We start from the raw sequence: 24235 nt of genomic DNA, 5'->3' as shown, positions 1-24235 counted from the left end.
CCATGCCACACCGGCGGCCGCACAGTGGGCGCAGAGTCGCGCGGCGACACCCCGCCCGCGTGGCAAGCCCCCGGAATAGCTTGGCAAACGCGCCTATTCGACGGTGACGGATTTGGCCAGGTTGCGGGGCTGGTCCACGTCGGTGCCCTTGGCCACGGCGGTGTGATAGGCCAGCTGCTGCACCGGCAGTGCATACAGGATGGGCGAGAATACCGGGTCGACCTCGGGCATGCGGATCCATTTCCACACGCCTTCGCGGGCACTGTCCAACCCGGCGCTGTCGGACACCAGGATGACCTTGCCCTGACGCGCCATCACCTCTTGCATGTTCGACACGGTTTTCTCGAACAAGGCATCGCGCGGTGCCAGAACCACCACCGGAACATTGGGGTCGATCAGGGCGATAGGGCCGTGTTTCAACTCGCCACTGGCATAGCCTTCGGCGTGGATATAGCTGATTTCCTTCAGTTTCAGCGCGCCTTCCAGCGCGGTGGGATACATCACCCCCCGCCCCAGGAACAGCACATCGCGAGCTTCGGCCAGTTCGTTGGCCAGGGCCGCGATCTCGGGCGCCAGCGCCAGCGCCTGGTTCATGGCACCGGGCAGGGCGCGCAGGTTGGCGGCGTGCAGGCGCAGGTCTTTGTCGGTCAGCGTGCCGCGTTGCTGCGCGGCTTTCAGCGCCAGCACGGCCAGAACGGTCAACTGGCACGTGAACGCCTTGGTCGAGGCGACGCCGATCTCGATCCCGGCCTGGGTCGGCAGCACCACGTCGCTTTCCCGCGCGATGGAGCTTTCGGGAACATTGACCACCGAGGCGATCTTGCCGCCGGTGCTGGCCACATAGCGCAGGGCGGCCAGCGTGTCGGCGGTTTCGCCAGACTGAGAGACGAAGATCGACAGCGATTTCTCGGGCAGCGGCGGTTCGCGATAGCGAAACTCGGATGCGATATCGACCTCGACCGGCAGGCGCGCCAGTGTCTCAAACCAGTATTTCGCGGTCAGCCCGGCGTAATAGGCGGTGCCGCAGGCCACGATGGTCACCCGGTCCAGGCCTGTGAAATCCAGATCGCCGGGCAGGGTGATTCCGGCGTCGGCATCGCCCATGTAGAACCGCAGCGTGTCGCCAATGACCGAGGGCTGCTCGGACATTTCCTTGGCCATGTAATACTTGTGGCCGCCTTTCTCGATCCAGGTGCTGTCCAGTTGCAAGATGCGGGTTTCGCGATGGGCGGGCGCGCCGTCCTGGTCGAAAATCTCGGCGCCTTGCCGGGTCATCACCGCCAGGTCGCCCTCTTCCAGATAGGTGATCCGGTTGGTCAGCGGCGACAGCGCGATGGCGTCCGAGCCGACGAACATCTCGCCGTCGCCGTGCCCCAGCGCCAGGGGCGACCCGCGCCGTGCAGCGATCAGCAGATCCTCTTCGCCCGCGAACAGCAGGCACAGGGCGAAGGCGCCATCCAGCTTGCCGATGGCCTGCTTGGCGGCCTCGACGGGCGGCACCTGTTGGTCCAGCAGGCGCTGCACGACAAGGGCGATGGTTTCGGTATCGGTGTCGGTGGAGAAGGCATAGCCGTCGCGGGCCAGATCGGCGCGCAACTCGCGGAAGTTCTCGATGATGCCGTTGTGTACCACGGCCACCGGGCCTGCCAGATGCGGATGGGCATTGCCGACCGTGGGCGCGCCGTGGGTGGCCCAGCGGGTGTGGCCGATGCCCGATTTTCCGGGCAGCGGATCATGCACCAGCAGGTCGGACAATTCGACCAGCTTGCCCGTTGCGCGGCGCCGGTCCAGCGTGCCGCCGGTGCGCACCGTGGCGATCCCGGCGCTGTCATAGCCGCGATATTCCAGCCGTTTCAGGGCTTCGACAAGGATCGGTGCGACTTCATGCTGTCCAAGAACTCCGACAATACCGCACATGAGGTTTACTCCGGTTTCGCAGCCGCCAGGGCTGCTTTTTTCTGGCGCAGCATGTCGCGCAGGCGGGTGGCAAGGCCGGGTTTGTTGTCCTGCCGGGCGCGGGCGATGGCCAGCGCGCCTTCGGGCACGTCGCGGGTGATGACCGACCCCGACCCGGTGTTGGCGCCGTCCCCGATGCTGACCGGCGCCACCAGCATGGTGTTGGAGCCGATGAACACCTCGGCCCCGATGCTGGTCTTGTGCTTCAGGAAGCCATCGTAGTTGCAGGTAATGGTGCCCGCGCCGATGTTGCTGGCCGGTCCGATCTCGGCATCGCCGATATAGGACAGGTGGTTGACCTTCACGCCGCGTGCCAGGTCGGCATTCTTGACCTCGACGAAATTGCCGACGCGGGTGTCTTCGGACAGGCGCGCGCCGGGGCGCAGCCGCGCATAGGGGCCGACAACGGCGCCCGAGGCCACTGTCGCGCCCTCCAGGTGCGAAAACGACCGGATGGTCACATTCGGGGCCAGCGTCACGCCGGGGCCGAAAACCACATTGGGTTCGATCACGCAATCCGGATCGATTCTGGTATCTGCTGACAGGAAAACGGTTTCCGGTGCCGTCAGGGTGACCCCTGCGGCCATCAGCTCGGCCCGACGGGCCGCCTGAAACACCGCCTCGGCCCCGGCCAGTTCGGCGCGGGTGTTGATGCCCAGTGTCTCGGCCGGATCGCAGGTCACGGCCCGACAGGTCAGGCCCCGGTCGTTGGCCAGCCCGACGATGTCGGTCAGATAGTATTCCTCCGAGGCATTGGCGTTGCCCACCTGCGCGATCAGATCGAACAGCAGGGCGGCGGGGGCCATGACAACGCCGGAATTGCACAGGGTTACCGCGCGCTCTTCGGGGGAGGCGTCCTTGAATTCGACGATGCGGTGCAACCGGTCGCCGTCGGTGATCATCAGGCGGCCATAGCGGCCGGGATCGGGGGTGTCGAAGCCCAGGATGACCACGTCCGCACCGTCCTGTCGCGCAGCATTCATCCGTTCCAGCGTCTCGGTGCGGATGAAGGGCGTATCGCCGTAGAGCACCGTCACATCGCCGTCGAAATCCGCCAGCAGGTCGCGCGCCTGATCGACCGCATGGGCGGTGCCCAACTGCTCGGTCTGGCGCACGGTCCGGGCGGCGGGGGCCAGACGGGCAGTTGCCGCCTCCACCGCCTCGGCCCCATGTCCGGCGACAACGATCAGGTGGGCCGGGTTCAGCGGTTCGGTGCTGCGCAGCGCGTGGCCCAGCAGCGGCAGCGATCCCACCTGGTGCAGCACCTTGGGCCGGTCCGACAGCATTCTGGAGCCTTTGCCGGCAGCCAGGATCACGAAGGCATGGGAAGACTGGGTCATGGGATGCTCGTTAACTTGTTCCGGCCATCCTTGTACGGGGCGTCACGATCCGCGCAAGTGGCGGCGCTGTCACGTCTGGCTACGAACATTTCAGGATTGCGGACTTTCTTGCGGGTCCGGCTGAGCCGGGGGGCCGAGCGCCGAGGGTGAAGACGGGTCTTTCTGCGGCGCAGAGACAAGTGATTCCTGCGCTTTCTTCTTTTGCAGTGCTGCCAGTTCGGCATTCAGTGCCGCGCCCAGAAGGACGGTCAAAATCGTGATGTATAGAAACATGAGCAGCGCGATGACGGCACCGATAGATCCGTAGACTTCGTTGTATTTGCCGAAATTGCGCAGGAAGTACGAAAAGGCGAGGGTTCCTCCGGCCCAGACCAGCACCGACAGGACCGCACCACCGTTGAGCCATTTGACACCTGCGGCCTGGCCGGTGGGGGCAAAGCGATAAAGCACCCAGATGCCCGAAAAGACCACCGCCACTGCCAGAACCCATCGCGCAGTGTCCAGCGCCAGGCCGGTGAAGGGGCCCAGCGGCAGAAATGCCAGGATCACAGGCAAAACCACCATGGCCAGAATCGCCACGATGACCACCAGGATCAGGACCAACGTGATGGTCAACGCCACCGCATAGGTGCGCAATCCGCTGCGCATGGGCGTGCCATGGACCGCGTTCAACGCCTTGATGATGGCATCTGTCCCCAGGCGCGCCGACCACAGGGCGGTCAGGATGGACACCAGTGTCGCCCATCCCAGCGTTGATGATCCGGACGACGACATCCGCAACACCTGGTCCTTGATCAGATCGAAGGCTTCCTTGGGAACGAAATCGGCCACGATGGAAAGCTGCTGTTCGACGATGGCGGGATTGGCAACCAGGCCCAGCAAGGTGACCACGGCCGCGAGACCGGGAAACAGCGAGAGCATCGAGAAGAACGCGCCGCCCGCCGCCACGAGTGTCAGGTTGGCGGCGACGATACGCTTCTGCATTCCCTTGAGAATCGCCCAGATTGTCTTCAGTCGCGCGAACATCACATCAACTCCACCAGCACCGATGCGACAAGCCTAGCGGGTTGTGCGTGCAAGTGCGAGGCGGTGACGCGATCCGCGCTCAGACGGCCGCCTGTCCCGGCGGGCCGGGTTCCTGGGCCACAGGATCGGGTTGAAGGTTGGTCAGGTCATGCGCCCGGTCAAAGATCACCAGCGTGGCGCCGCCGGTGATCGGCTGGGCGCGGCACACCAGCGGCGTGCCATCGCGCAGCAGCAAGGGGCGGGAGATCGGGCTGCGATCACCCGATTGCAGCACCAGCGCGCGGATCGCCTCAAGCCCCGCGCCGGAGAGGGATCGGGTGGCCCAGTCCCGAATGGCCTCGCCAATGCCGGTTTCCGACGAGGCCGGCGCCATGCCGTTGTTCCACAGGTCATCATAGGCCTGATTGGTCAGTTTCAGCACCCCGGCGGACGAGAACACCGCCACCGCCGCGTCCAGATGATCCAGCACCGCATGGCTCAGCGCGATTTCGGACCGGTAGCTGCGCGTCATCGACACTTCCGAGGACACATCCTCGAACAGGTACGCAACCGCGCCGTCGGGGTGGGGGCGGCCCGACACGCGATAGGTCTGGCCACTGGGCAGATGCCAGGTTTCCTCGAAGGTGCCGTCGGCAGCGTCGGCCTCAAGCTGCGCGATCTTCATGCGCCAGCTTTTATAGTCCTTGGGTTCGGGAATGCGTTGACGGTCGCGCAGGGCATCCAGAAATCCATGCAGGGAGGGCTGGCTGGACAATTGGTCCGGCGGCAGCCCGGTCAGATCCACCAACGCCGGGTTGAACAGCGCCAGCTTGCGCTTCTTGTCGAAGATCGCCAGCCCGATGGGCAGATGCGCGAAGGTCTTGGTCAGGGTCTGGACGAATTCGGTCAGGGCGTTTTCGGCGTGCACCAGCTTGTCGATGGGCAGGGCGAAGAACAGGGTTTCGATCTCGCCCGGCAATACGATCACGTCGAACCAGGCTTCCGAGTCGGCATCGGTGGCCAGTGAAATTCGGACGGGCGACAGGTCGGCGGCTTCAGGTTCCGGGATCGGTACCGATTCGAAGACATCGGGCGGTGGCCACGCCGAAAGTTCATCGTCCCCGGCAACGGCCTGTGCCAGTGTCATGTAGCTGCTGTTGGCCCAGATGATCAGCCCGTCGTCGCGCTTTTTCCATGTCGGGATCGGCGAGCGTTCGGCGATGGTGCGCAAGGTGAACAATTCGGCGCGCATGGCCGCCATGCTGTAATGCGCCAGGGTTTCCGAGCGGCTGTCGCGCAGCGGATCCTCCAGGCGGATACGCAGGCAATCGTCCACAACCTCGCCGACCAGGCGCAGGCTGTCGGGATCGTCGGGCACCTCGGCCAATTGGAAGCCTTCGGTCTCGGTCGCGTCGCGCAGGGCGGTTTCGATGCCTTCGAAGCGATGCGAAAACGTCAGAACGAAGCGTCCCAGGTCGTCGGTTTCGACGGGGGTCGAGCGCAGTTGCGTGCGCGCCGCGTCGGTGGCATCCACCAGCAGGCGCCCGCGAAACAGGAACACCACGTCATCGGCCCGCGTGTCCGACAGGAGCGGCCGCGGCGGCACCTGCGCGCCGCCGGGCTTGCGCGCCAGCACATAGACAGCGATGCCCGTGACCACGCAGCTTACCGTGCTGGCCAGAAGAGTCGTCAGATTAAGCATTCCGATCCCGCGAGGCGCGTAAATAAGCCTCTCTTTCAGAAAAAGACTGACCACAGCCAATTAACGGAAAGTTAAACCGTCTTTACGGGTAAGGAAATCATCAAGAAATCACGTTTCTATTCGTTGATTGTGGCCCAAAGCACCCAGTTTCTCGTCCTCGGCCGTCGAAACCTGTTCGCGCGGCCAGCTGACTTCGACAATTGCGCCCGACCGTTCGGGGCGCTCGTTGGACATCAGGAACGGGTCCGAGCCGTTGTAGAAATCCAGATGCGCCCCGGTGCGTTCCAGCAAGGTCTTGGCGATGAACAGCCCCAGCCCCATGCCTTCGTATTCCGGGCGTTTGGCCTGTTCGGCCTCGGACCTGCGACGGCGCAGGAACGGGTCGCCCAGCCGCCCGATGACCTGCGCGGGATAGCCGTCGCCATCGTCGCTGATCTTGACGCGGATGGTGCGGGCATTCCATCGGGCATCGATCCAGACGTTGCGATGGGCAAAATCCACCGCGTTTTGTGTCAGGTTGCGCAACCCGTGAATGATCTCGGGCTGACGGGTGATCGTGGGCTGCTGGCTGTCGCCATCCACATCCGGCGAGGCGGTGAAATGGATCGCCTTGCCGCGCGCCGTATGTGGGTCTGCGGCCTCGCGGATGACGGTGTCGATGGGTGCGTATTGCAAATGCTTGTCATCCTTTCCGGCGCGCCCCATCGATCGCAGGATATCCCGGCAGCGGTTGGCCTGGTCGCGGATCAGTTCGGCGTCGGCCTTCAGATCCGGATCTTCCAGTTCTGACAGAAGTTCCGAGCTGACCAGCTTGATGGTGGCCAGCGGCGTGCCCAGTTCATGTGCCGCTGCCGCGACCACTCCGCCCAGGTCGGTCAGCTTCTGCTCCCGTGACAGCGCCATCTGGGTGGCCAGCAGCGCCTCGGACATGGAATGGATCTCGATGCTGATGCGGCGGGCGTAGCCGGCGATGAAGCTCAGCCCGGTGACGATGGCGATCCAGAAGCCGAACAGGAAATACCCAGGCATCTCCATCACCTCGCCCTGCCGGGTTTGCAGAGGCACATGGAACAGTGCCACCAGCGTGATCAGAACCAGCGCCGATCCGCCCAGAATGACCGTCGATTGAAGCCGCAACACCGAAGCCGAGATCGTCACCGGGGCCAGCACCAGCAGGGCAAACGGGTTGTTCAGCCCGCCGGTCAGATACAGCAGGAAACACAATTGCGAGATGTCGAACAGCAGCATCGACACCACTTCGCCCTCGGTCAGACGCTTGTTCTGGGGATAGGCGAACATGGCGACGAAATTGGACAGGACCGAGGCGCTGACCGCCAGGTAGCAAAGGCCCAGCGGGATATCTATATCCACAAGGATCTGGGCGAAGGTGATGGTCGCCAACTGTCCGCAAATCGCGATCCAGCGCAGCACGATCAGGGTGCGCAATCGGATCCAATGGCTGCGCGCCTCGGACTTGAAGGGGTTGAGCGTGCTTTCTGATGTCATATCTGTTCCGAAGCTGGCCTTGCGCGTTGCCAGAGGTTACGAGGCCGCATCGGCAATGCAAACCGGATTCCGAATGTGAAAGGACCAAAGTCATGACCCGGCTCTTCGCCATCCTCGCCTCTGTTCTCGTGGTCGTTCTTCTGGGGGTGGGCGTGGCCTTTGTCCTGCTGCCGCGTGCGGATCAGGACCTGTTCGCGCAATGCCGCGAAGGGCAGGTTGCCGGGGGCGATATCGGCGGTCCCTTCGCGTTGCTGGACAAGGACGGTCAGACCGTGACCGATGCCGATGTCATCACCGAACCATCGCTTTTGTACTTCGGCTATACTTTCTGTCCGGACGTCTGCCCGCTGGACAATTCCCGCAATGTCGAGGCCGTGGACATCCTGGACGAGCGCGGCATCGAGGTGACGCCGGTCTTCATCTCGGTCGATCCGGACCGCGATACCCCCGAAGTTGTCGGCGAATTCGCCTTCAACCTGCATGAGCGGATGATCGGTCTGACCGGCACCCCGGAGCAGGTCAAGGCGGCCAGCCAGGCCTACAAGACCTACTATCAGGCGCGCGGCGACAAGGATGATCCCTACTACCTGGTCGATCACACCACCATGACCTATCTGGTGATGCCAGAGCACGGTTTCGTCGATTTCTTCCGTCGCGATGTCTCGCCCGAACAGATGGCGGACCGCGTGGCCTGCTTCGTAGATGCAACAGGCGGCATGTGAGTAAATTGACGTTTCGAAACCAAGGCGCTAGACCCAATTGACCTACAGATCGGGAGAGGCTCATGTCGGAAACGCAGCTGCGTGAAATCGGTGAAGATAATTCGCTGTTGTTGGTGGACGACGACGAGCCGTTTCTGCGGCGCCTGATGCGAGCCATGGAAAAGCGGGGCTTTGCCGCCGAAGGCGCCAGTTCGGTCGCCGCCGGCAAGGCCATCGCCACCGCCCGCCCGCCGGCCTATGCGGTCGTCGATCTTCGCCTGGAAGACGGCAATGGACTTGATGTGGTTGAGGTTCTGCGCGAAAAACGGCCCGATTGCCGGGTCGTGGTTCTGACCGGCTATGGCGCCATCGCCACGGCGGTGGCCGCGGTCAAGATCGGCGCCACCGACTATCTGTCGAAACCGGCCGATGCCAATGACATCATGAATGCGCTGCTGGCGCCGCAGGATGAACTGCCGCCGCCGCCGGAAAACCCCATGTCTGCCGACCGCGTGCGCTGGGAACATATCCAGCGGGTCTATGAGCTGTGTGACCGCAACGTGTCGGAAACCGCACGGCGCCTGAACATGCACCGCCGCACCCTGCAGCGGATTCTTGCCAAGCGCAGCCCGCGCTAGACCCCCTTGGCCTGGCGCCTGAGCCAGGCCATCACCTGCTGCACCTTCGGCGGCACCGGGCCGTTGCGCGTCACCAGATAGTACCCCAGTCCCGCGGCATCGCCCTGTTCCAGCGCCACCAGGCTGCCGTTCTCGATCTCTCGCTCCACCAGGCTTTGGGCCTGGATCGACAGGCCATAGCCCTCGCGCACGGCAGCATGAACCAGGGTTGTGCTTTGCAGGTCGCGGTAGGGGATATTCTCGAAATCCAGCCCCAGCGCCAGTCCCCAGACCTGAAGTTCCCGCGCCACCGAAGGGAAGAACCAGCTGTGCTGCCGCGGGTCGCCCAGATCGGCCAGTGTCTGCGCGCCCTGCGCATAGGCCGGGCTGGCGACCACCACGAAAGGCGATTCCAGCAGGCGCGAGATGACCAGTCCGGGCCAGTTTCCGTGCCCAAAGCGGATCGCAAGGTCGATCTCGTCGCGCCGCAGGTCGCTGACCTGGGTGCTGGGATGCAGGATCAGGTCGATCTCGGGATAGGCGGACCAGAAGCCGCCCAGACGCGGCATCAGCCAGCTTTCTGCGAATGACGGCGTCAGGGTCACATGCACCGGGCGGTCGTCCTCGGCCTGCCGCAGCCGTGTGACAGCACTTGCCACGGTGCCGAAAGCTTCAAAGAGATCCCTGGCCAGGTGCTCCCCCGGCGAGGTCAGCGCCATGCCCTGGCCCTGGCGCACCACAAGCTGGGTTCGAAAATCGGCCTCCAGTGCGCGCACATGCTGGGCAATGGCGGCATGGGTCACGTTCAACTCGCGCGCGGCCGCCGAAAAGCTGCCGTGCCGGGCCGTGGCCTCGAAGGCGCGAAGGGCCGACAGGGAAGGAATGTCTTTCCAGTTCATATAAGTTGTTAGCTCAACTTACATCCCAAAAACAATTGAGATTTCGGGAATTCACCCGAGGCAGGCATATTAGGTGCATCCACAAGGAACGGAGATGATCGATGTTAGGCATACTCGCACACAGCCTGCGCACGGCAACGCGTAATCCCGGCGCACTGGACCCTGACGAACTGCGCCGCAGGGCGCACCGAGGCGAAGTCCGCAGGCTCGATTTCGAGTTTCTCTGGCACAGCCGTCCACTGGGGCGGAGCCCGGTGAAGAACGCTCAGAGACGCGACAGAAGCGCCGAGTGACGAGCGGTATAGGCCGCGCGGGTCTCGATCGGCGGGCGCAAACAAACTTCCAGCCCGTCGATCAGATCAGGCGGGGGCGGCCGAAAGAACTTCGCTGCCTCGGCTTCTGAAAACCCGGCGATCCGCGTGGCTTCCAGCCAGGCCGAGACCCGGTCGGCACGCTTGATCTGCTTCTTTACCGAGACCGGCAAGTCCGCCGGCAATCCAAACCGGGTGTGAATGGCGGCGGTCAACCGTGCCTCCATCTCGCCATAGCCGGGGCCGACCGCGGATTTCACTGGCGAGATCATGTCCCCGATCACGTATTCCGAAGCGTCGTGCAGCAGGGCTGCAAGCCGCCATTTGACCGGCGCCTTGGGCGCGATGCGGCCAAAGATTTCCTCCACCAGCAGCGAATGCTCGGCCACCGAATAGGGGTAGTCGCCCACGGTCTGGCCGTTCCAGCGCGCCACGAAGGCCAGCCCGTGGGCGATGTCCTCGACCTCGATGTCGATCGGGGTCGGGTCGAGCAGATCCAGACGGCGGCCAGAGAGCATGCGTTGCCAGGCACGGGGCGGAGCTTTGGGCATCGGGTGATCCTGTGTTGCCTGTCTGTTCTCGCTGGTTCCGCGACGCCACGCAAGGCGCAGGCAGGAAATTCCGGGCAGAAACCGGCAGAGCCTTTTCATGACGGTTGCGGCTCCGCCCGTTCGCGCCTGAAACGCACCCCGTTTGGCGGGAAAACGCGCCACTGGCGCCTTTTCTGATCCGCCGCACCGTTTGCTGGACGGCGCTCACTCTTGTCGAAAATACTCCCGCCGGAGGCATCCGGCGCTGACCAGAGGCGTCGCGGCGGGAATGGGGGGCGCGTGGCCCCGGGGACTCAGCCTTTGCGGTTGCGTGTGGCCAGCAGGCGCAAACGCAGGGCGTTGAGCTTGATGAAGCCCGCCGCGTCCTTCTGGTCGTAGGCACCGGCGTCGTCTTCGAAGGTCACATGCGCTTCGGAATAGAGCGACTGCTCGGACCAGCGACCCACGCAGGTGGCCGCGCCCTTATAGAGCTTCAGCCGCACGGTGCCGGACACATGTTCCTGGCTCTTGTCGATGGCGGCTTGCAGCATCTCGCGTTCGGGCGCGAACCAGAAGCCGTTGTAGATCAGTTCGGCATAGCGCGGCATCAGCTCGTCTTTCAGATGCGCTGCACCGCGGTCCAGCGTGATCTGCTCGATCCCACGATGGGCTTCCAGCAGCAGGGTGCCGCCCGGGGTCTCGTAGATGCCGCGCGATTTCATGCCGACGAAGCGGCCTTCCACCAGATCAAGCCGTCCGCAGCCGTGCTTGCCGCCCAGCTCGTTCAGTTTGGTCAGCACCGTGGCGGGCGACATCGCGGTGCCGTCGATGGCCACGGCGTCGCCTTTTTCAAACGTGATTTCAACGTATTCGGGGGTGTCGGGCGCATCCTCGGGGCTGGTGGTGCGCTGATAGACATACTCGGGCGCCTCGACGGCCGGATCTTCCAGAACCTTGCCTTCAGAGGAGGTATGCAGCAGGTTGGCATCGACCGAAAACGGTGCCTCGCCGCGCTTGTCCTTGGCCACCGGGATCTGATGTGCTTCGGCGAATTCCAGCAGCTTGGTGCGCGACGACAGATCCCATTCCCGCCAGGGGGCGATGACCTTGATGTCGGGGTTCAGGGCATAGGCTGACAGCTCGAACCGGACCTGATCGTTGCCCTTGCCGGTGGCACCATGGGCGACCGCATCGGCGCCGGTGGCTTCGGCGATCTTGATCAGGCGCTTGGAGATCAGTGGCCGGGCGATCGAGGTGCCCAGAAGATACAGCCCTTCGTAGACTGCATTGGCGCGGAACATCGGGAAGACGAAGTCGCGGACGAATTCCTCGCGCAGGTCTTCGATGTAGATGTTTTCGGGTTTGATCCCAAGCAGTTCGGCCTTCTTGCGGGCCGGGTCCAGTTCCTCGCCCTGGCCGAGATCGGCGGTGAAGGTGACCACCTCGCAGCCGTATTCGGTTTGCAGCCATTTGAGGATGATCGAGGTGTCGAGGCCGCCGGAATAGGCCAGAACAACTTTCTTGGGCGCGGACATGGGGGAGACTCCGAAATGACGAATTCGGCGCGGTGTACCGCTGTTTCCGGGGCGGGGCAAGGCGGCGCGCCCGTGGGAGGGGACGAATCCTGCGTCTGGAAAGCGTCTGGAAAAGGTATGGCGGGTGTATGGCCGGGTGCGGGGTTGGCGCGGGGCCACCACCGCCGCTAGGGTAGGCCGAAGCGGCCCGGATCCGGGCCGCGCGACAGGCAAGAACAGGGGGGCCGATGGCACGGCTGGAGCTTTTTCGCGGCGTGGTGCATCCGTGGCATCACGATCATTTCGGACATATGAACGTGCGCCACTACGCGCCGTTCTTCGACGATGCCACTTATCACATCTGGACCTGCATGGGGCTGTCCTATGCCGAGATGATGGCCGAGCACGGGGTGCATTGCGTTACCGCCCAGGCCACCACCGGCTTCGTCAAGGAGCTGGTGGCGGGCGACCTGATCCTGATCGACGGGGCGGTGTCGCGGCTGGGCACCCGCAGTTGCGGGTTCCACCTGCGGATGCTGCATGCGGAAACCGGGGTGCTGCACGCCACCTATGATCTGGTCGAGGTGTTCTTCGATCCGGCCACGCGCGCCTCGGCGCCGATGCCCGAGGCGGTGCGCGACCGGTTGGAGCAATTCCTGCAGGATGCCGATTAACGCTTTTTCACGAATTGGGTGAGGATCACGATGCGCTGACCGTCGACGCGGCCCTCGATGTGTTCGGGATTGTCCTGAACCAGCGAGATCCGGGGCACGGCGGTGCCGCGTTTGGCGGTGAAGCCCGCGCCCTTGACCGGCAGATCCTTGATCAGCACCACGGTATCGCCCGTGGCCAGCGGCACGCCGTTGCTGTCGCGATGCTGCGGCGCGTCGATGTGACGACCGGCTTCGGCCCAGGCGCAAGTGTCGTCATCGAGCCAGAGCTGGTCCAGCGCGTCCTGCGCCCAGGGTTCAGCCTTGAGCCGGTCCAGCATCCGCCAGGCCAGCACCTGCACCGCCGGATCCTCGGACCACATGGTGGCGGGCAGGGCGCGCCAATGGGCCGGGTCCGGCGCGTCGGTGCCGGTGATCTGGGCAAGGCAGGGGGCGCAGAGGGCGACCGCCTGGAACGGCGTGCCCTCGGGGCCGGGCACATGCGGGGTCAGATCGGTGTCGGCGGAACAAAGCGGGCAGGGCATGGGCGGGTCCTTTCGGGGCCGGGGATACCGGGGCCGTGCCGCGCTGGGCCGGGAAAGGCAAGGGCGCTGAACCGGGCCGGGACAATTGGACCGGTGACGGTTTGACCGGCATCAACGCGGGCTGCGGGCCGGGCTGGTACACTGGAGGGCAGAGGAAGAGGAGGCTGCCATGATTTCCCTCGACGACATCGAAGACATGACCTGTTTGACCCGCGACGAGATCGACGCGCTGGCCGAGCACGACCACACCGACATCCTGACCGCCGCGCTGGAGGGCGAATACGCCATGCACCACCACGGCGGGCCGCAGGGGGTGAAGCAAAAGATCACCGAAGATGTGCAGGCCGCGCTGAAGGCGGGCGACAAGGATCACGCACGGGCGCTGATGGCGACCCTGCGGCATTTCCTGTACCACCACCCGGAAGCGGCGGAGGCTTAAGCGATCCCGCCGGGGCGCATCTGGCAGAGGCCGGATGCCTCCGGCGGGAGTATTTTTCCAAGAGTGAGCGCCGTCCCGCAAACGCTCCGGGGGAGCGTTTGAGGCGCGAACGGGCGGAGCCCCAAGGCGCCGTCCCGCAAACGGTGCGGCGGACCAGAAAAGGCGCCAGTGGCGCGTTTTCCCGCCAAACGGGGGAGCGTTTGAGGCGCGAACGGGCGGCGACGCGGCGCGGGTCCGTCAGGACAGGGCGCGGGCTACGACGACACTGGCCGGGATCGCGGCAAGGAAGCCGAGGCCGGCGGCGATCAGGATCGGGGTCAGCGTGTCATAGCCCAGCACGAGGGCGACGACGATGGCCGTGCCCGCAAGGGTGGCGCCGATGACGATGTGCAAAAGCAGGGCGAGTCGGAACATGGGGAATCTCCACGGTTGAGTCGCCTGCGAGCATATAGATGTATGAATGGCTTGGGTTTGATGTGGGTCAAACAGTTTTCACAACGGCCAAAGACCCAGTGTCAAAGGTGTCGGATCCCGGATTGAACTAAATCTACAAACGCACGAGCATCAGAGAAATAGTTTCGAAATGCGTCACGGATGTTGGCCTCGCTTTCACCCCGCACTAGGACGATATCTGCGCTATCTCCATAGAACTTTTCTAGCTCATCATAAGCTTCGATTGCTCTATTAACATTCTCATATGTCTTCATTTCCAAGCCGTCGCCCGAATTTTTATCGCCGAACTTGAATATCAACAACGTGTTCTTGCGAAGCCGTATCGCTTTTTGTGATGACCCGCGAAGATTATCGAAGGTCTGTAGGAGGCCTAGCTTTTTATCCAGTGTTGTAAACCGGTTTTTCAGTGTTCTGTTTTTTAATTCCGGCCTGCAAGAAGCCGAACCTTCGGCCGATCTAGATATAATTTCGCTAGCTAATTGAAAGTACTCTAGATAGTGATCTTTTGCGTCAGTAAATTTTATCCGATTAGAGGTTATTAGATCGGCAACCTCAACGGCTGTCGCCCACGCGTGTTGAGGCAATGTGCGATACTGGATTTCTACTTTTAAATCATTCCAAGGTCTACCGCCAATCGAAGTGGCGGAATACTTGTACACGTCATGGATACCCCGGTAGCCCGAAATCTTGGGATTGTCAATATAGTTGTAGCGGTCCGGTTCGTGAGTAAGGTAGTGCTTCCATCGCGCAGAATGCATGGAAGATCTGACCTTTTTTAATTCTTCGATCGTCTCAAAAACAATTCTGCATCCGGCAATATCGTGCATTGCCGATAGAGGCATATTGGGTTCGCGCTTCAGCTTGTCTAGAATAGTATTGCGCCGTTTAAGTCTTTGCCCGACTGATCTAGCGATGCCGCGCGAGTGGTTTCTGATGTTGGCTTGAAAAGTGTTGAGAATATAGGCATGAGACCCCCTAAAATTTTCTAAGACAAGACTATCTTCGAGTGTTCCTCTGTCTTTGGAAATTCTTTTTCCCGCCGCTCTAATGCGGCTCGATGTATATTGAGGCCTAGCAAAATTGACCATTACTCATCCATCTTCAACGCCGAAATAAACGCCTGCTGCGGGATCTCAACTTTCCCGAACTGGCGCATTTTCTTCTTGCCCGCCTTCTGTTTGTCCAGCAGCTTGCGCTTTCGCGTCGCGTCGCCGCCGTAGCATTTGGCGGTCACGTCCTTGCGCATGGCCGACAGGGTCTCGCGGGCGATGACGCGGCCGCCGATGGCCGCCTGGATCGGGATCTTGAACATGTGGCGGGGGATCAGCTCTTTCAGCTTTTCGCACATGGCGCGGCCCCGGGTCTCGGCGCGGTCGCGGTGGACCATCATCGACAGGGCGTCGACGGGCTCGTCATTCACCAGCACCTGCATCTTGACGAGGGTGTCCTGGCGGTAGCCTTCCAGCTGGTAATCGAAGGAGGCATAGCCCTTGGTCACCGATTTCAGGCGGTCGTAGAAGTCGAAGACGACCTCGTTCAGGGGCAGGTCGTAGACCGCCATGGCGCGGGAGCCGGCGTAGGTCAGGTCCAACTGGATGCCGCGCCGGTCCTGGCAGAGTTTCAGCACGTCGCCGAGGTATTCGTCGGGCACCAGGATGGTGGCCTTGATGCGCGGCTCCTCGATGTGGTCGATGGTGGCCGGGTCGGGCATGTCGGCGGGGTTGTGCAACTCGCTCATTGCGCCGTCGCGGGTGTAGATGTGGTAGACCACCGAGGGCGCGGTGGTGATCAACTCGATGTCATATTCCCGCTCGATCCGGTCGCGGATGACTTCAAGGTGCAGAAGGCCGAGGAAGCCGCAGCGGAAGCCGAAGCCGAGGGCGGCGGAGGTCTCCATCTCGTAGCTGAAGGAGGCGTCGTTCAGGGCCAGTTTCTCGATCGCGGTGCGCAGGTCCTCGAATTCCGAGCTGTCCACCGGGAACAGGCCGCAGAAGACCACCGGTTGCGCCGGTTTGAAGCCGGGCAGGGCGGTGGCGCATTGCTTTTTCTCGTGGGTGATGGTGTCGCCGACGCGGGTGTCGCGCACCTGTTTGATCGAGGCGGTCAGGAAGCCGATCTCGCCCGGGCCCAGTTCGGCGATGTTCTGCATGGCGGGCTTGAAGACGCCCAGCCGGTCGATGCCATAGGTGCCCCCGGTGCGCATCATGCGGATGCGGTCGCCCTTCTTGATGACCCCGTCGATGACGCGGATGATGACGACAACGCCGAGGTAGGCGTCGTAATAGCTGTCCACCAGCATCGCCTTCAGCGGCGCGTCGCGGTCGCCCTTGGGGGCGGGCAGGCGCTGGACGATGGCTTCCAGAACGTCGGGGATGCCGAGGCCGGTTTTGGCCGAGATTTCCACCGCGTCATGGGCCTCGATCCCGATGACGTCCTCGATCTGCTCGCGCACGCGGTCGGGTTCGGCCGCCGGCAGGTCGACCTTGTTGAGCACCGGCACGATCTCGTGATCCGCCTCGATCGCCTGATAGACATTGGCCAGCGTCTGCGCCTCGACCCCTTGCGAGGCATCCACCACCAGCAGAGAGCCTTCGACGGCCCGCATCGAGCGGCTGACCTCATAGCCGAAATCCACATGGCCCGGCGTGTCGATCAGGTTCAGAACATAGGTCTGGCCGTCCTGCGCCGGGTATTCGATGCGCACGGTGTTGGCCTTGATGGTGATGCCGCGCTCGCGCTCGATATCCATGCTGTCGAGAAGCTGCTCCTGCATGTCGCGTTCGGCCACCGTGCCGGTCATCTGGATGAGCCGGTCGGCAAGGGTCGATTTGCCGTGGTCGATATGGGCCACGATGGAGAAGTTGCGGATCTTTGAAAGCTCGGTCATCGGCGTCGGGTCAGTCCTGAGAGGGGGTGCGGAGGCTGCGCCCGCAAATCTGCCCTGACATAGCCGATCTGGCGGGAGATTCCAGAGGGAACAGGTTGTGGGGGTGTGAGGGATGGAAGGCCGCCTCCGGCCCTGAGCTGCCGTTGGACCCGATGCTTCATGTTATGGTGCAGCATTCCAGAAAACTACCTCGCAATTTACTTTCCAGTGTCTCCCGATGGCTTTAGGTTTCGTGCCAAGCTTCAGAAGAGGGTGAATGGTAGTGGACGAAAAAGACATTCTAGGGCGAGCATTCGGACCCTATCAGTTTTTCAAGCAGCGAGAACGAGAGTTAGCGCAAGAAGCAAAGAAGAATGGCAACAGTCTTCCCAGACACCAAGTCTGGCGGCGTGAATATTACAACTATCCATATTTGATTCTAGAGACAGACGAACACATTATTGAACGCTTCTCTGACCTAATATCGAACATTGTCGATATTTCGACTGACTGCAAAATAGTTCCCACGCCAGGTATGGAAAACGGCGCTCGGTTCATGCGGTTCTTTACTGAGATTATTGAAGAAACTAACTGGCGAGGCGCTCTAATGCCTGATGTAATAAGAAAATCCACCTATCCAATAGGTGCATACTTCAGAGACGGGATTCCTCTCGGATGCAGGATGTTCGGGGACAGAAGGCATATCCCCGGAAAGTGGATCGTTAAATACTCGAAAGCGGTGTATGTGAAGGACATGTTGAAATTTGGTAGGTTCCGAATTTCACCTGCGAGTGAATATTCAAAGGGTAGTTACATCAAAGCTATCAAGGACCTTGAGACCGCGCGACCATACAAGTTGAAGGCTCTTTCCGATCTATTGAAAGGAGGGGACATCGTCGAAGCGCGAGGGATGACGATGAAGATTCAGAATGGCTTCATCCCAATGGAATTTATGGTTGACGATTACTTTTTGTTCTCAAGCTGCAAAGAAATAGACAGGCGAATGCCGACAGACTTTGAGGCAGACGCTGCTCTGATTGTAAAAAACAGGTCTGAGTTTGTGAAACGATTAAAGAGGGCAATGTTGGAACAGTTTCCGACGTGGCAGTTTTTAGAAGGTGAAGTATATTATTACGATCCTTACAACGATATCCCTGGAGGCCAGAACCAAGAGTTTTGGAAACACTTTTCTTATTCATACCAAAAGGAACACCGCTGTGTCCTTCGCCCAAGACGGCAGCATTTCGGGGAGTTGGCCCCGTTCTTTGTAGAACTTGGGCCTCTCGGGGACATCGCTGAAGCAATCTATGCTGAATAAAGTGGCTAAGGTCCGCTTTCCGCCAACACCGACCGATCACAATGCCCACCGATCCGCAGCGTTGGTTGTGGTCACACGCCTGCATACATACCCCAAATCCCAAGGGCTGCACCTGCCCGAGGCGGGGGCTGCCCGGCGGTGCCGCCGGGCCTGCCGGTTGTGCGAAGTGGACCGTGAACCTGGGGCTGCCGCCTTGGTGTGCGCCTCGGCGCTTGGAACCCGCGCGCATCCTCGGGATGCGGGCGGGACAGGGGGCTGCGCGGGCGCGATCGCTCTGAAACCTGCCCGACACGCCGCGCCCTGTTTACTTTTCAAATCACTTGTGGCGGACTCGGCTGACGCTTCGTCATCAGAACAGGATATTGAAAGATGTTGTCATTTTACCGGATCGGAATTGCAGGGGCGCTTGTAGCGGCTGTTGCGGGCTGCGAGAACCAGCAGCAGACCGGCGCGCTGATTGGCGGTGTGTCGGGGGCAAGCCTTGGGGCTCTGCTGGGCGATGCGGTGGGCGGCGACAACCAGTCTCGGGCCATCGGGGCCACCTTCGGGGCGCTGGCCGGGGCCCAGATCGGCGGGCAGATCGGCGCGCGGCTGGACGAACGCGACCGGCAGCAGGCGGCGGCAGCCACGCAGGCGGCGCTCAGCCTGCAGGAGGCGCGCGCCGGACAGGCCGCCGCCGAAGCCCGCGCCGCGCGCGCCGAGGCGGACGCGGCACGGGCCAGGGCCGACGCCGCGCGGGCGCAGAAATCCGCGCAGGAAGCGGCCGCCGCCGAACGCGCCGCCAAGCAGGCCAGCGACCGCGCCAAGCAGTTGGAAAGCCAAAGTGCCGCGGCCCCGGCCAAGACCACCTGGAAAAGCAGCAGCGGCACGGGGGCCAGCGGCGGCTCTCAGGTCACGTCAGGGGCCGGCGACAATTGCTACATGGTGCGCGAAGTGGCGGTTGTGCCGGGCAAGGGCGAGATCGTGCAGAACCAGCGCTATTGCAAACAGGGCGGCGGATGGCGCGCGGTCTGATCCAGCAGTTTGCCGCCGTCGCGCTGCTTGTGGCCGGTCTGGGTGCGGGACCGGCGGCGGCGCTGGAGTTCGAGCGCCGTCAGGTCGGCGGCGGCGTGCGGATCCTGTATCTCGACGGGTCGTTCAGCTCGGGCGACGACGACCGTTTCGCAACCGAGTTGAGCAAGGGGCCCGTCGACGAGGTCTGGTTCGATTCCGGCGGCGGGTCGGTCGACGCGGGGCAGGGGATCGGCCGGCTGATGCGGCAACGCGGGCTGATCGGGCGGGTGCCGGACGGCGCCATCTGCGCCAGCGCCTGTGTGGACGCGTTCCTGGGCGCCCCGGTCCGCTTCGTGGATTCGCCGCTTTCCGTCGGCGTGCACATGTTTTCCGTCTTTCGGTCCGACAAGCTGAAGAAGAAATACGAAGAGCAGGTGGCCCAGGGAAAGGTGACCGAGGTCATCTTCCAGATGGAAAACTACGCGGCGTCCGCGACCGCGCGCTGGATCGACTACATGATGGAAATGGGCGTGGCGCCATCGCTGATCTCTTTCACCGTAAAGGTTCCGCATGTGTGCATCTACTGGCTGACGGCTCAGGAAATGCTGCACTACAATGTGGTGAACACGGGCGGCGGCCCTCGCCCCGGTTTCAAGCCCGGTCATGGCAAGGTCGAACATGCCACCGAGGATCGGGCCTGCAAGTACGCCAAGTAGGTGGGTGTCATTAGTGGCTTGTTTTCCCACCCCAAGCATTGGCCGCCCCTGACCGCACCACCAGGGTAGACCTGTGCGGTTTCTGTCCCTAATCATTGAGGAAAGGCCCGCGCAGACAGGGCCGGGATCAGGGGGGCAGGCATGGTCGGAACGGTCATCACGGTGGCGCAGCAGAAGGGCGGGTCGGGCAAGACCACGCTGGCGGCCAATCTGGCCATTGCGCTGGTGGGGCGCGGGCACAGCGTGGCGGTGATCGACACCGATCCGCAGGGTTCGCTGGGCCGCTGGTTCATGACCCGGCGCGAGGCGATGGGCGGCGAGGCGGGGCTGGATTTTGGCACCGCCAGTGCCTGGGGCGTCGGGTACGAAGCCGAGAAAATGCGCGACCGCAACGATTTCGTCATCATCGACACACCCCCCAAGATCGACAGCGATCTGCGCCCGGCGCTGCGCGAAAGCGATCTGGTGCTGGTGCCGGTGGCAACCAGCCATGTGGACCTGTGGGCGACCGAAAGCATTCTCGAACTGGCCGAACGGGTGGACCGCCCTGTGATGCTGGTGCTGAACCGCGCCGCCGCGCGGGCGCGGTTGACGGCAGAGGTTTCGGAAGAGTTGAGCGCCCTGTCGGCGCCGCGCGCCGAAACCGTCATCGCCAACCGGGTGATCTTTGCCGAGGTTCTGGGCGAAGGCACCGGCGTGACCGAGAAGACGGCCTCTGGCCCCGCCGCACAGGAAATTCAGGCGCTTCTGGACGAGATCGGGGCGATGTTGCAGGGCTGAGACCCGGCCTCGCTACGGCCCCAGCGCACCCGCGCCCAAAGCCGTTCGTGCAACACGTAGCACACCGTACCAACCCCGGCACCGATCAGCGCGATGGTGCCGCCAGCCGCGACAGAGCCAGTGATGGCCAGACCGATCAGGGTCATGGACAGCAGGCCAAGACCTTGCCATGTCAGCGTTTTTGCAAGCGTGCGCAGGGGGGTGTCGGACACGGGGAACCTCATGAAGCAGAATACCGGGCCAGAGTAGCGCGCGGCAGTGCTGCCGGGAATTCTTGCGGTTGTCTGCAAAACCCTCAGGATGGGGATGGAAATCACCAAGGTTGAGGAAAATGGACAAACGTGACCGCGCCGCCCTGTTTCGCACCCGCCTGCAAGAGGCCATGGCGCGCGACGGTCTGAACCGATCGTCGCTGGCGCGGGCGGTCGCGGCGGATCGCTCCACCATCGGGCAATTGTTGCAAGAGGGGGAGGCGCGCTTGCCCTCGGGCGCGTTGCTGGCCGATCTTGCGGCGGTGCTGCGGGTCAGTTGCGACTGGCTGCTGGGGCTCAGCGATCATCCCGAACGCCCCGGGGATCTGCTGGATGCGGCGATGGCGATGACCGGGGCGGAACGCTCGGTCGCGGACGATCAGATCATGGCGTGGCATCGCGAGGCGCGCGGCTTCAAGATCCGCCATGTGCCCGCCACCCTGCCGGACATGCTCAAGACCGAAGCCGTGTTGCGGTGGGAGTACGACACCCAGATGGGAAAGACCCCGGAGCAGGCGGTGCAGATCGCCTCGGAGTTCCTGACCTGGGCCGAGGAGACCGGCTCGGACTATGAGATCGCGATCCCCGAGCACGAGTTGCGCAGTCTGGCCAGCGGCACCGGCTATTACGCGGGGCTGGCGCCAGACCTGCGCCGTGACTTGCTGGCGCATATGGCGGATCGCTGCGACACGCTGTTTCCGTCGCTGCGGGTGTATCTTTTCGATGCCCGCCGGGTGTTCAGTGCACCGATGACCATATTCGGCCCGCATCTGGCGGTGCTCTATGTGGGCCGGTTCTATCTGGCGTTCCGCGAACGGCAACGGATGCGCAGCCTGACCCGGCATTTCGACTGGCTGGTCCGCGAGGCGGTGGTCGATGCCCGTGGCTTTGCCGCAGTGGCACGACAGTTGTCGGCAGAGGTCTGAAGCCGCTTGCGGCCCAACCCGTCGCGCCGCAGGATGCGGCAGTTCCCTGTATCGCTGTGCGAGGTGTCATGCCCCAGACCGTTCCCGGCCCCGATGGCCACCCACGCTGCGGCTGGTGCGGCACGGTGGCCGAGTTCTTTCCCTATCATGACCGCGAATGGGGCTTTCCGGTGGTCGAGGATCGGCGGTTGTTCGAAAAGCTGTGCCTGGAAAGCTTCCAGTCGGGGCTGAGCTGGCGCACCATCCTGAACAAGCGCGAGAATTTCCGCGCCGCCTTCGACGGGTTCGACTTTCACCAGATGGCCGATTATGGCCCCGCCGAGATCGAACGCCTGTTGGACAACGCGGGCATCATCCGCCATCGCGGCAAGATCGAGGCGGTCATCAACAATGCCGCCCGCGCCTGCGAGATGGTGGCTGCCGAGGGCAGTCTTGCCGCGTTCTTCTGGCGGTTCGAGCCGCCCCGCGCCGAGGTCTGGCCGCCGCAATCGGTGACCACCTGTCCGGCATCGGTGGCGCTGTCGAAGGCACTGAAGGCGCGCGGCTGGAAGTTCGTCGGCCCGACCACCGCCTTTGCCTTCATGCAGGCGATGGGGCTGGTCAACGATCATCTGGAAGCTTGTGTCACGCGGGCCGAGGTGACGGCGGCGCGGGACAGGTTCACCCCGCCCGAATAGGATGCTGCCGGGCCGAAGGTCCGGGTGCCGGGACTATTCGAATGGATAGGCCAACAATACCTAAGCGCGATTGAATGGCATGCCCCAATTCGCATCTAGGTTAGAGATTGACCCAAGGACAATTTCATGCCGCATTCGATGCAACTGACCTGTCTGAGCTGCAGCCATCTCAACAGGCTGTCCACCGCAGCCCTGAACCGTGCCCCCAGCTGCATCCTGTGCGGTGACATGCTGATGCCCGATGGCGTGCGCGAGGTTGATCTGAGCACGCTGGAGCGGGCCGTGCGCCGCGACACCCTGCCGATCGTGGTCGATTTCTGGGCACCCTGGTGCCGCCCCTGCGCGACGATGCAGACGCAATTCGCCTCGGCTGCGCAAGCGGTGCACGGGCGGGTGCGGATGGTGCGGCTGAACACCGAGGCCAGCCCCGCCACGGAATGGCGGTTTCGTATCCAGGGTCTGCCAACAATGATTGCGTTCCACGGTGGCCGCGAGGCGGCCCGCCATGTCGGCGCGGAGCCGTCCGAGCGGATCGCGGCCTGGGTCGGGGCGCTCTGACCATGCATCCGCCGCTTCGCGCTCTGCAGGGGCTGGACGCTGTGGCGCTGCCACGGTAACCCGACGCAACGGCCCACACAGATCCCGGAGGACCCCATGAGTCGCATCGTCTATGTCAACGGCGAATACCTGCCTGAAGAGGACGCGAAAATCTCGGTTTTCGACCGGGGGTTCCTGTTCGCGGACGGGGTGTATGAAGTCACCTCGGTGCTGAATGGCAAGCTGGTGGATTTCGATGGCCACGCCAGGCGGCTGCAACGCTCGCTGGACGAGTTGGACATGCCCAATCCCGTCACCACCGAAGAACTGCTTGAGATCAATCGCGAGCTGATCGCCCGCAATGGTCTGGACGAGGGCGGCGTCTATCTGCAGATCACCCGTGGCGCCGCGGATCGCGATTTCGCCTATCCCGCCGATCCGAAGCCGACCATCGTGCTGTTCACGCTGGTGATGAACATCTCGGGCTCGCCCAAGGCCGAAACCGGCCTAAAGGTGATCTCGATCGAGGACCAGCGCTGGGGCCGCCGCGACATCAAGACCGTGCAGCTTCTGTACCCGTCGATGGGCAAGATGATGGCCAAGGCCGCCGGGGCCGATGATGCCTGGATGGTGGAAGAGGGCGTGGTGACCGAGGGCACCTCGAACAACGCCTATATCGTCACCAAAGACGGCAAGATCGTCACCCGGCAACTCTCCAACGCCATCCTGCACGGCATCACCCGCGCCGCCGTTCTGCGCATGGCCGAAGAGGCCCAGATGGTGGTTGAGGAACGCCCCTTCACCATCGAGGAAGCCCAGAACGCCGCCGAAGCCTTCATCACCTCGGCCACGACCTTCGTGACGCCGGTGGTCGAGATCGACGGCGCCGCGCTGGGCGATGGCGCGCCGGGGCCGATCGCGAAGCGCCTGCGCGATATCTACATGGACGAAGCGCGCGCCAAGGCGATCTGAGCGCAGCGCCAAGCGTCCTTGCACGCCCTTC

The 24235-nt window shown here is 63.0% G+C and carries 25 protein-coding genes; 12 read left to right on the top strand and 13 right to left on the bottom strand.

What is annotated here, in order from left to right; genetic code table 11:
• Positions 1-93: 93 nt before the first annotated feature.
• The 5 genes from glmS to regB all read right to left on the bottom strand — a co-directional run bounded on the left by glmS (position 94) and on the right by regB (position 7509).
• On the bottom strand, positions 94-1917 hold the full coding sequence (glmS, locus tag H8B03_RS11490; RefSeq protein ID WP_193141884.1) for a glutamine--fructose-6-phosphate transaminase (isomerizing): 1824 nt from the start codon (positions 1915-1917) through the stop codon (positions 94-96).
• A gap of 5 nt (positions 1918-1922) precedes the next feature.
• Entirely contained in the window at positions 1923-3296 is a 1374-nt protein-coding gene (gene glmU / locus H8B03_RS11485) for a bifunctional UDP-N-acetylglucosamine diphosphorylase/glucosamine-1-phosphate N-acetyltransferase GlmU (protein ID WP_193141883.1), read from the bottom strand.
• A 90-nt stretch (positions 3297-3386) separates the two neighbouring features.
• The gene (locus H8B03_RS11480; protein ID WP_193141882.1) at positions 3387-4322 is read right to left on the bottom strand and encodes a YihY/virulence factor BrkB family protein; all 936 of its coding nucleotides are present in this window, start codon (positions 4320-4322) and stop codon (positions 3387-3389) included.
• A gap of 79 nt (positions 4323-4401) precedes the next feature.
• The gene (locus H8B03_RS11475) at positions 4402-6003 is read right to left on the bottom strand and encodes a PAS-domain containing protein (RefSeq protein ID WP_193141881.1); all 1602 of its coding nucleotides are present in this window, start codon (positions 6001-6003) and stop codon (positions 4402-4404) included.
• 108 nt (positions 6004-6111) lie between these two features.
• Complete coding sequence (regB, locus tag H8B03_RS11470) at positions 6112-7509, bottom strand: sensor histidine kinase RegB (RefSeq protein ID WP_193141880.1); 1398 nt, start codon at positions 7507-7509, stop codon at positions 6112-6114.
• Positions 7510-7601: 92 nt separating this feature from the next.
• Between regB and H8B03_RS11465 the strand changes: the two genes are divergently transcribed.
• On the top strand, positions 7602-8231 hold the full coding sequence (locus H8B03_RS11465) for an SCO family protein (protein WP_193141879.1): 630 nt from the start codon (positions 7602-7604) through the stop codon (positions 8229-8231).
• Positions 8232-8293: 62 nt separating this feature from the next.
• Positions 8294-8848, top strand: coding sequence for an ActR/PrrA/RegA family redox response regulator transcription factor (locus H8B03_RS11460; protein ID WP_193141878.1), 555 nt, complete (start codon positions 8294-8296; stop codon positions 8846-8848).
• On the opposite strand, the gene H8B03_RS11455 is transcribed toward H8B03_RS11460, so the two are convergent.
• The 3 genes from H8B03_RS11455 to H8B03_RS11445 form a co-directional block, all read right to left on the bottom strand.
• Positions 8845-9726: a LysR family transcriptional regulator gene (locus H8B03_RS11455; RefSeq protein WP_193141877.1), complete on the bottom strand. Its 882-nt coding sequence runs from the start codon at positions 9724-9726 to the stop codon at positions 8845-8847. The genes H8B03_RS11460 and H8B03_RS11455 overlap by 4 nt on opposite strands.
• Positions 9727-9991: 265 nt before the next feature.
• Positions 9992-10588 (bottom strand): HD domain-containing protein, encoded by a 597-nt coding sequence (locus H8B03_RS11450; RefSeq protein WP_193141876.1) that lies wholly within the window; start codon positions 10586-10588, stop codon positions 9992-9994.
• A 293-nt stretch (positions 10589-10881) separates the two neighbouring features.
• On the bottom strand, positions 10882-12102 hold the full coding sequence (locus H8B03_RS11445; RefSeq protein WP_193141875.1) for an argininosuccinate synthase: 1221 nt from the start codon (positions 12100-12102) through the stop codon (positions 10882-10884).
• A 227-nt stretch (positions 12103-12329) separates the two neighbouring features.
• On the opposite strand from H8B03_RS11445, the gene H8B03_RS11440 reads away from it, so the two are divergent.
• Positions 12330-12755: a thioesterase family protein gene (locus H8B03_RS11440; RefSeq protein ID WP_193141874.1), complete on the top strand. Its 426-nt coding sequence runs from the start codon at positions 12330-12332 to the stop codon at positions 12753-12755.
• On the opposite strand, the gene H8B03_RS11435 is transcribed toward H8B03_RS11440, so the two are convergent.
• Positions 12752-13276, bottom strand: coding sequence for an alkylphosphonate utilization protein (locus H8B03_RS11435; RefSeq protein ID WP_193141873.1), 525 nt, complete (start codon positions 13274-13276; stop codon positions 12752-12754). The two genes, H8B03_RS11440 and H8B03_RS11435, sit on opposite strands and share 4 nt — an antisense overlap.
• 169 nt (positions 13277-13445) lie before the next feature.
• Here H8B03_RS11435 and H8B03_RS11430 point away from each other — a divergent pair, with 169 nt between their 5' ends.
• Entirely contained in the window at positions 13446-13715 is a 270-nt protein-coding gene (locus H8B03_RS11430; RefSeq protein WP_193141872.1) for a hypothetical protein, read from the top strand.
• A 237-nt stretch (positions 13716-13952) separates the two neighbouring features.
• Here H8B03_RS11430 and H8B03_RS11425 read toward each other — a convergent pair whose 3' ends face one another.
• The 3 genes from H8B03_RS11425 to lepA form a co-directional block, all read right to left on the bottom strand.
• The gene (locus H8B03_RS11425) at positions 13953-14129 is read right to left on the bottom strand and encodes a CTP synthetase (RefSeq protein ID WP_193141871.1); all 177 of its coding nucleotides are present in this window, start codon (positions 14127-14129) and stop codon (positions 13953-13955) included.
• Positions 14130-14230: 101 nt separating this feature from the next.
• Positions 14231-15256: a RelA/SpoT domain-containing protein gene (locus tag H8B03_RS11420; protein ID WP_193141870.1), complete on the bottom strand. Its 1026-nt coding sequence runs from the start codon at positions 15254-15256 to the stop codon at positions 14231-14233.
• Positions 15256-17055, bottom strand: a complete 1800-nt coding sequence (gene lepA, locus H8B03_RS11415; protein ID WP_193141869.1) for a translation elongation factor 4 — start codon at positions 17053-17055, stop codon at positions 15256-15258. Before lepA ends, H8B03_RS11420 begins: the two co-directional genes overlap by 1 nt.
• A gap of 256 nt (positions 17056-17311) precedes the next feature.
• Between lepA and H8B03_RS11410 the strand changes: the two genes are divergently transcribed.
• The 4 genes from H8B03_RS11410 to parA all read left to right on the top strand — a co-directional run bounded on the left by H8B03_RS11410 (position 17312) and on the right by parA (position 20841).
• Positions 17312-18352 carry a hypothetical protein gene (locus tag H8B03_RS11410; RefSeq protein WP_193141868.1) on the top strand — a complete coding sequence of 347 codons (1041 nt, stop codon included), beginning with the start codon at positions 17312-17314 and terminating at the stop codon, positions 18350-18352.
• A gap of 369 nt (positions 18353-18721) precedes the next feature.
• Positions 18722-19366, top strand: a complete 645-nt coding sequence (locus H8B03_RS11405) for a glycine zipper domain-containing protein (RefSeq protein ID WP_193141867.1) — start codon at positions 18722-18724, stop codon at positions 19364-19366.
• On the top strand, positions 19351-20061 hold the full coding sequence (locus tag H8B03_RS11400; RefSeq protein WP_193141866.1) for a hypothetical protein: 711 nt from the start codon (positions 19351-19353) through the stop codon (positions 20059-20061). The genes H8B03_RS11405 and H8B03_RS11400 overlap by 16 nt, the downstream gene beginning before the upstream one ends.
• A gap of 141 nt (positions 20062-20202) precedes the next feature.
• Positions 20203-20841, top strand: a complete 639-nt coding sequence (gene parA / locus H8B03_RS11395) for a ParA family partition ATPase (RefSeq protein ID WP_193141865.1) — start codon at positions 20203-20205, stop codon at positions 20839-20841.
• Here the strand turns inward: parA and H8B03_RS11390 are convergent.
• Positions 20799-21053: a DUF2061 domain-containing protein gene (locus H8B03_RS11390; RefSeq protein ID WP_319022473.1), complete on the bottom strand. Its 255-nt coding sequence runs from the start codon at positions 21051-21053 to the stop codon at positions 20799-20801. The genes parA and H8B03_RS11390 overlap by 43 nt on opposite strands.
• A 119-nt stretch (positions 21054-21172) precedes the next feature.
• On the opposite strand from H8B03_RS11390, the gene H8B03_RS11385 reads away from it, so the two are divergent.
• The 4 genes from H8B03_RS11385 (at position 21173) to H8B03_RS11370 (ending at position 24204) form a co-directional block, all read left to right on the top strand.
• A complete protein-coding gene (locus H8B03_RS11385; RefSeq protein ID WP_193141863.1) occupies positions 21173-22018 on the top strand; it encodes a transcriptional regulator in 846 nt (281 codons plus the stop codon).
• Positions 22019-22086: 68 nt separating this feature from the next.
• Entirely contained in the window at positions 22087-22695 is a 609-nt protein-coding gene (locus tag H8B03_RS11380) for a DNA-3-methyladenine glycosylase I (RefSeq protein WP_193141862.1), read from the top strand.
• A gap of 126 nt (positions 22696-22821) precedes the next feature.
• The gene (locus H8B03_RS11375; protein ID WP_226925859.1) at positions 22822-23253 is read left to right on the top strand and encodes a co-chaperone YbbN; all 432 of its coding nucleotides are present in this window, start codon (positions 22822-22824) and stop codon (positions 23251-23253) included.
• Positions 23254-23349: 96 nt separating this feature from the next.
• Entirely contained in the window at positions 23350-24204 is an 855-nt protein-coding gene (locus H8B03_RS11370) for a D-amino-acid transaminase (protein WP_193141861.1), read from the top strand.
• Positions 24205-24235 lie beyond the last annotated feature (31 nt).

This window comes from Meridianimarinicoccus sp. MJW13, assembly GCF_014901205.1.
GTDB lineage: Bacteria > Pseudomonadota > Alphaproteobacteria > Rhodobacterales > Rhodobacteraceae > Meridianimarinicoccus.
Note: the sequence above shows the minus strand (reverse complement) of the source record. Positions and strands in the feature narration are given on the sequence as shown.

What these genes read in the sequence shown, in the direction of transcription:
- glmS (WP_193141884.1), bottom strand. Translation starts at nt 1,917, where the DNA reads ATGTGCGGTATTGTCGGAGTTCTTGGACAGCATGAAGTCGCACCGATC.
- glmU (WP_193141883.1), bottom strand. Translation starts at nt 3,296, where the DNA reads ATGACCCAGTCTTCCCATGCCTTCGTGATCCTGGCTGCCGGCAAAGGC.
- H8B03_RS11480 (WP_193141882.1), bottom strand. Translation starts at nt 4,322, where the DNA reads ATGTTCGCGCGACTGAAGACAATCTGGGCGATTCTCAAGGGAATGCAG.
- H8B03_RS11475 (WP_193141881.1), bottom strand. Translation starts at nt 6,003, where the DNA reads ATGCTTAATCTGACGACTCTTCTGGCCAGCACGGTAAGCTGCGTGGTC.
- regB (WP_193141880.1), bottom strand. Translation starts at nt 7,509, where the DNA reads ATGACATCAGAAAGCACGCTCAACCCCTTCAAGTCCGAGGCGCGCAGC.
- H8B03_RS11465 (WP_193141879.1), top strand. Translation starts at nt 7,602, where the DNA reads ATGACCCGGCTCTTCGCCATCCTCGCCTCTGTTCTCGTGGTCGTTCTT.
- H8B03_RS11460 (WP_193141878.1), top strand. Translation starts at nt 8,294, where the DNA reads ATGTCGGAAACGCAGCTGCGTGAAATCGGTGAAGATAATTCGCTGTTG.
- H8B03_RS11455 (WP_193141877.1), bottom strand. Translation starts at nt 9,726, where the DNA reads ATGAACTGGAAAGACATTCCTTCCCTGTCGGCCCTTCGCGCCTTCGAG.
- H8B03_RS11450 (WP_193141876.1), bottom strand. Translation starts at nt 10,588, where the DNA reads ATGCCCAAAGCTCCGCCCCGTGCCTGGCAACGCATGCTCTCTGGCCGC.
- H8B03_RS11445 (WP_193141875.1), bottom strand. Translation starts at nt 12,102, where the DNA reads ATGTCCGCGCCCAAGAAAGTTGTTCTGGCCTATTCCGGCGGCCTCGAC.
- H8B03_RS11440 (WP_193141874.1), top strand. Translation starts at nt 12,330, where the DNA reads ATGGCACGGCTGGAGCTTTTTCGCGGCGTGGTGCATCCGTGGCATCAC.
- H8B03_RS11435 (WP_193141873.1), bottom strand. Translation starts at nt 13,276, where the DNA reads ATGCCCTGCCCGCTTTGTTCCGCCGACACCGATCTGACCCCGCATGTG.
- H8B03_RS11430 (WP_193141872.1), top strand. Translation starts at nt 13,446, where the DNA reads ATGATTTCCCTCGACGACATCGAAGACATGACCTGTTTGACCCGCGAC.
- H8B03_RS11425 (WP_193141871.1), bottom strand. Translation starts at nt 14,129, where the DNA reads ATGTTCCGACTCGCCCTGCTTTTGCACATCGTCATCGGCGCCACCCTT.
- H8B03_RS11420 (WP_193141870.1), bottom strand. Translation starts at nt 15,256, where the DNA reads ATGGTCAATTTTGCTAGGCCTCAATATACATCGAGCCGCATTAGAGCG.
- lepA (WP_193141869.1), bottom strand. Translation starts at nt 17,055, where the DNA reads ATGACCGAGCTTTCAAAGATCCGCAACTTCTCCATCGTGGCCCATATC.
- H8B03_RS11410 (WP_193141868.1), top strand. Translation starts at nt 17,312, where the DNA reads ATGGTAGTGGACGAAAAAGACATTCTAGGGCGAGCATTCGGACCCTAT.
- H8B03_RS11405 (WP_193141867.1), top strand. Translation starts at nt 18,722, where the DNA reads ATGTTGTCATTTTACCGGATCGGAATTGCAGGGGCGCTTGTAGCGGCT.
- H8B03_RS11400 (WP_193141866.1), top strand. Translation starts at nt 19,351, where the DNA reads ATGGCGCGCGGTCTGATCCAGCAGTTTGCCGCCGTCGCGCTGCTTGTG.
- parA (WP_193141865.1), top strand. Translation starts at nt 20,203, where the DNA reads ATGGTCGGAACGGTCATCACGGTGGCGCAGCAGAAGGGCGGGTCGGGC.
- H8B03_RS11385 (WP_193141863.1), top strand. Translation starts at nt 21,173, where the DNA reads ATGGACAAACGTGACCGCGCCGCCCTGTTTCGCACCCGCCTGCAAGAG.
- H8B03_RS11380 (WP_193141862.1), top strand. Translation starts at nt 22,087, where the DNA reads ATGCCCCAGACCGTTCCCGGCCCCGATGGCCACCCACGCTGCGGCTGG.
- H8B03_RS11375 (WP_226925859.1), top strand. Translation starts at nt 22,822, where the DNA reads ATGCCGCATTCGATGCAACTGACCTGTCTGAGCTGCAGCCATCTCAAC.
- H8B03_RS11370 (WP_193141861.1), top strand. Translation starts at nt 23,350, where the DNA reads ATGAGTCGCATCGTCTATGTCAACGGCGAATACCTGCCTGAAGAGGAC.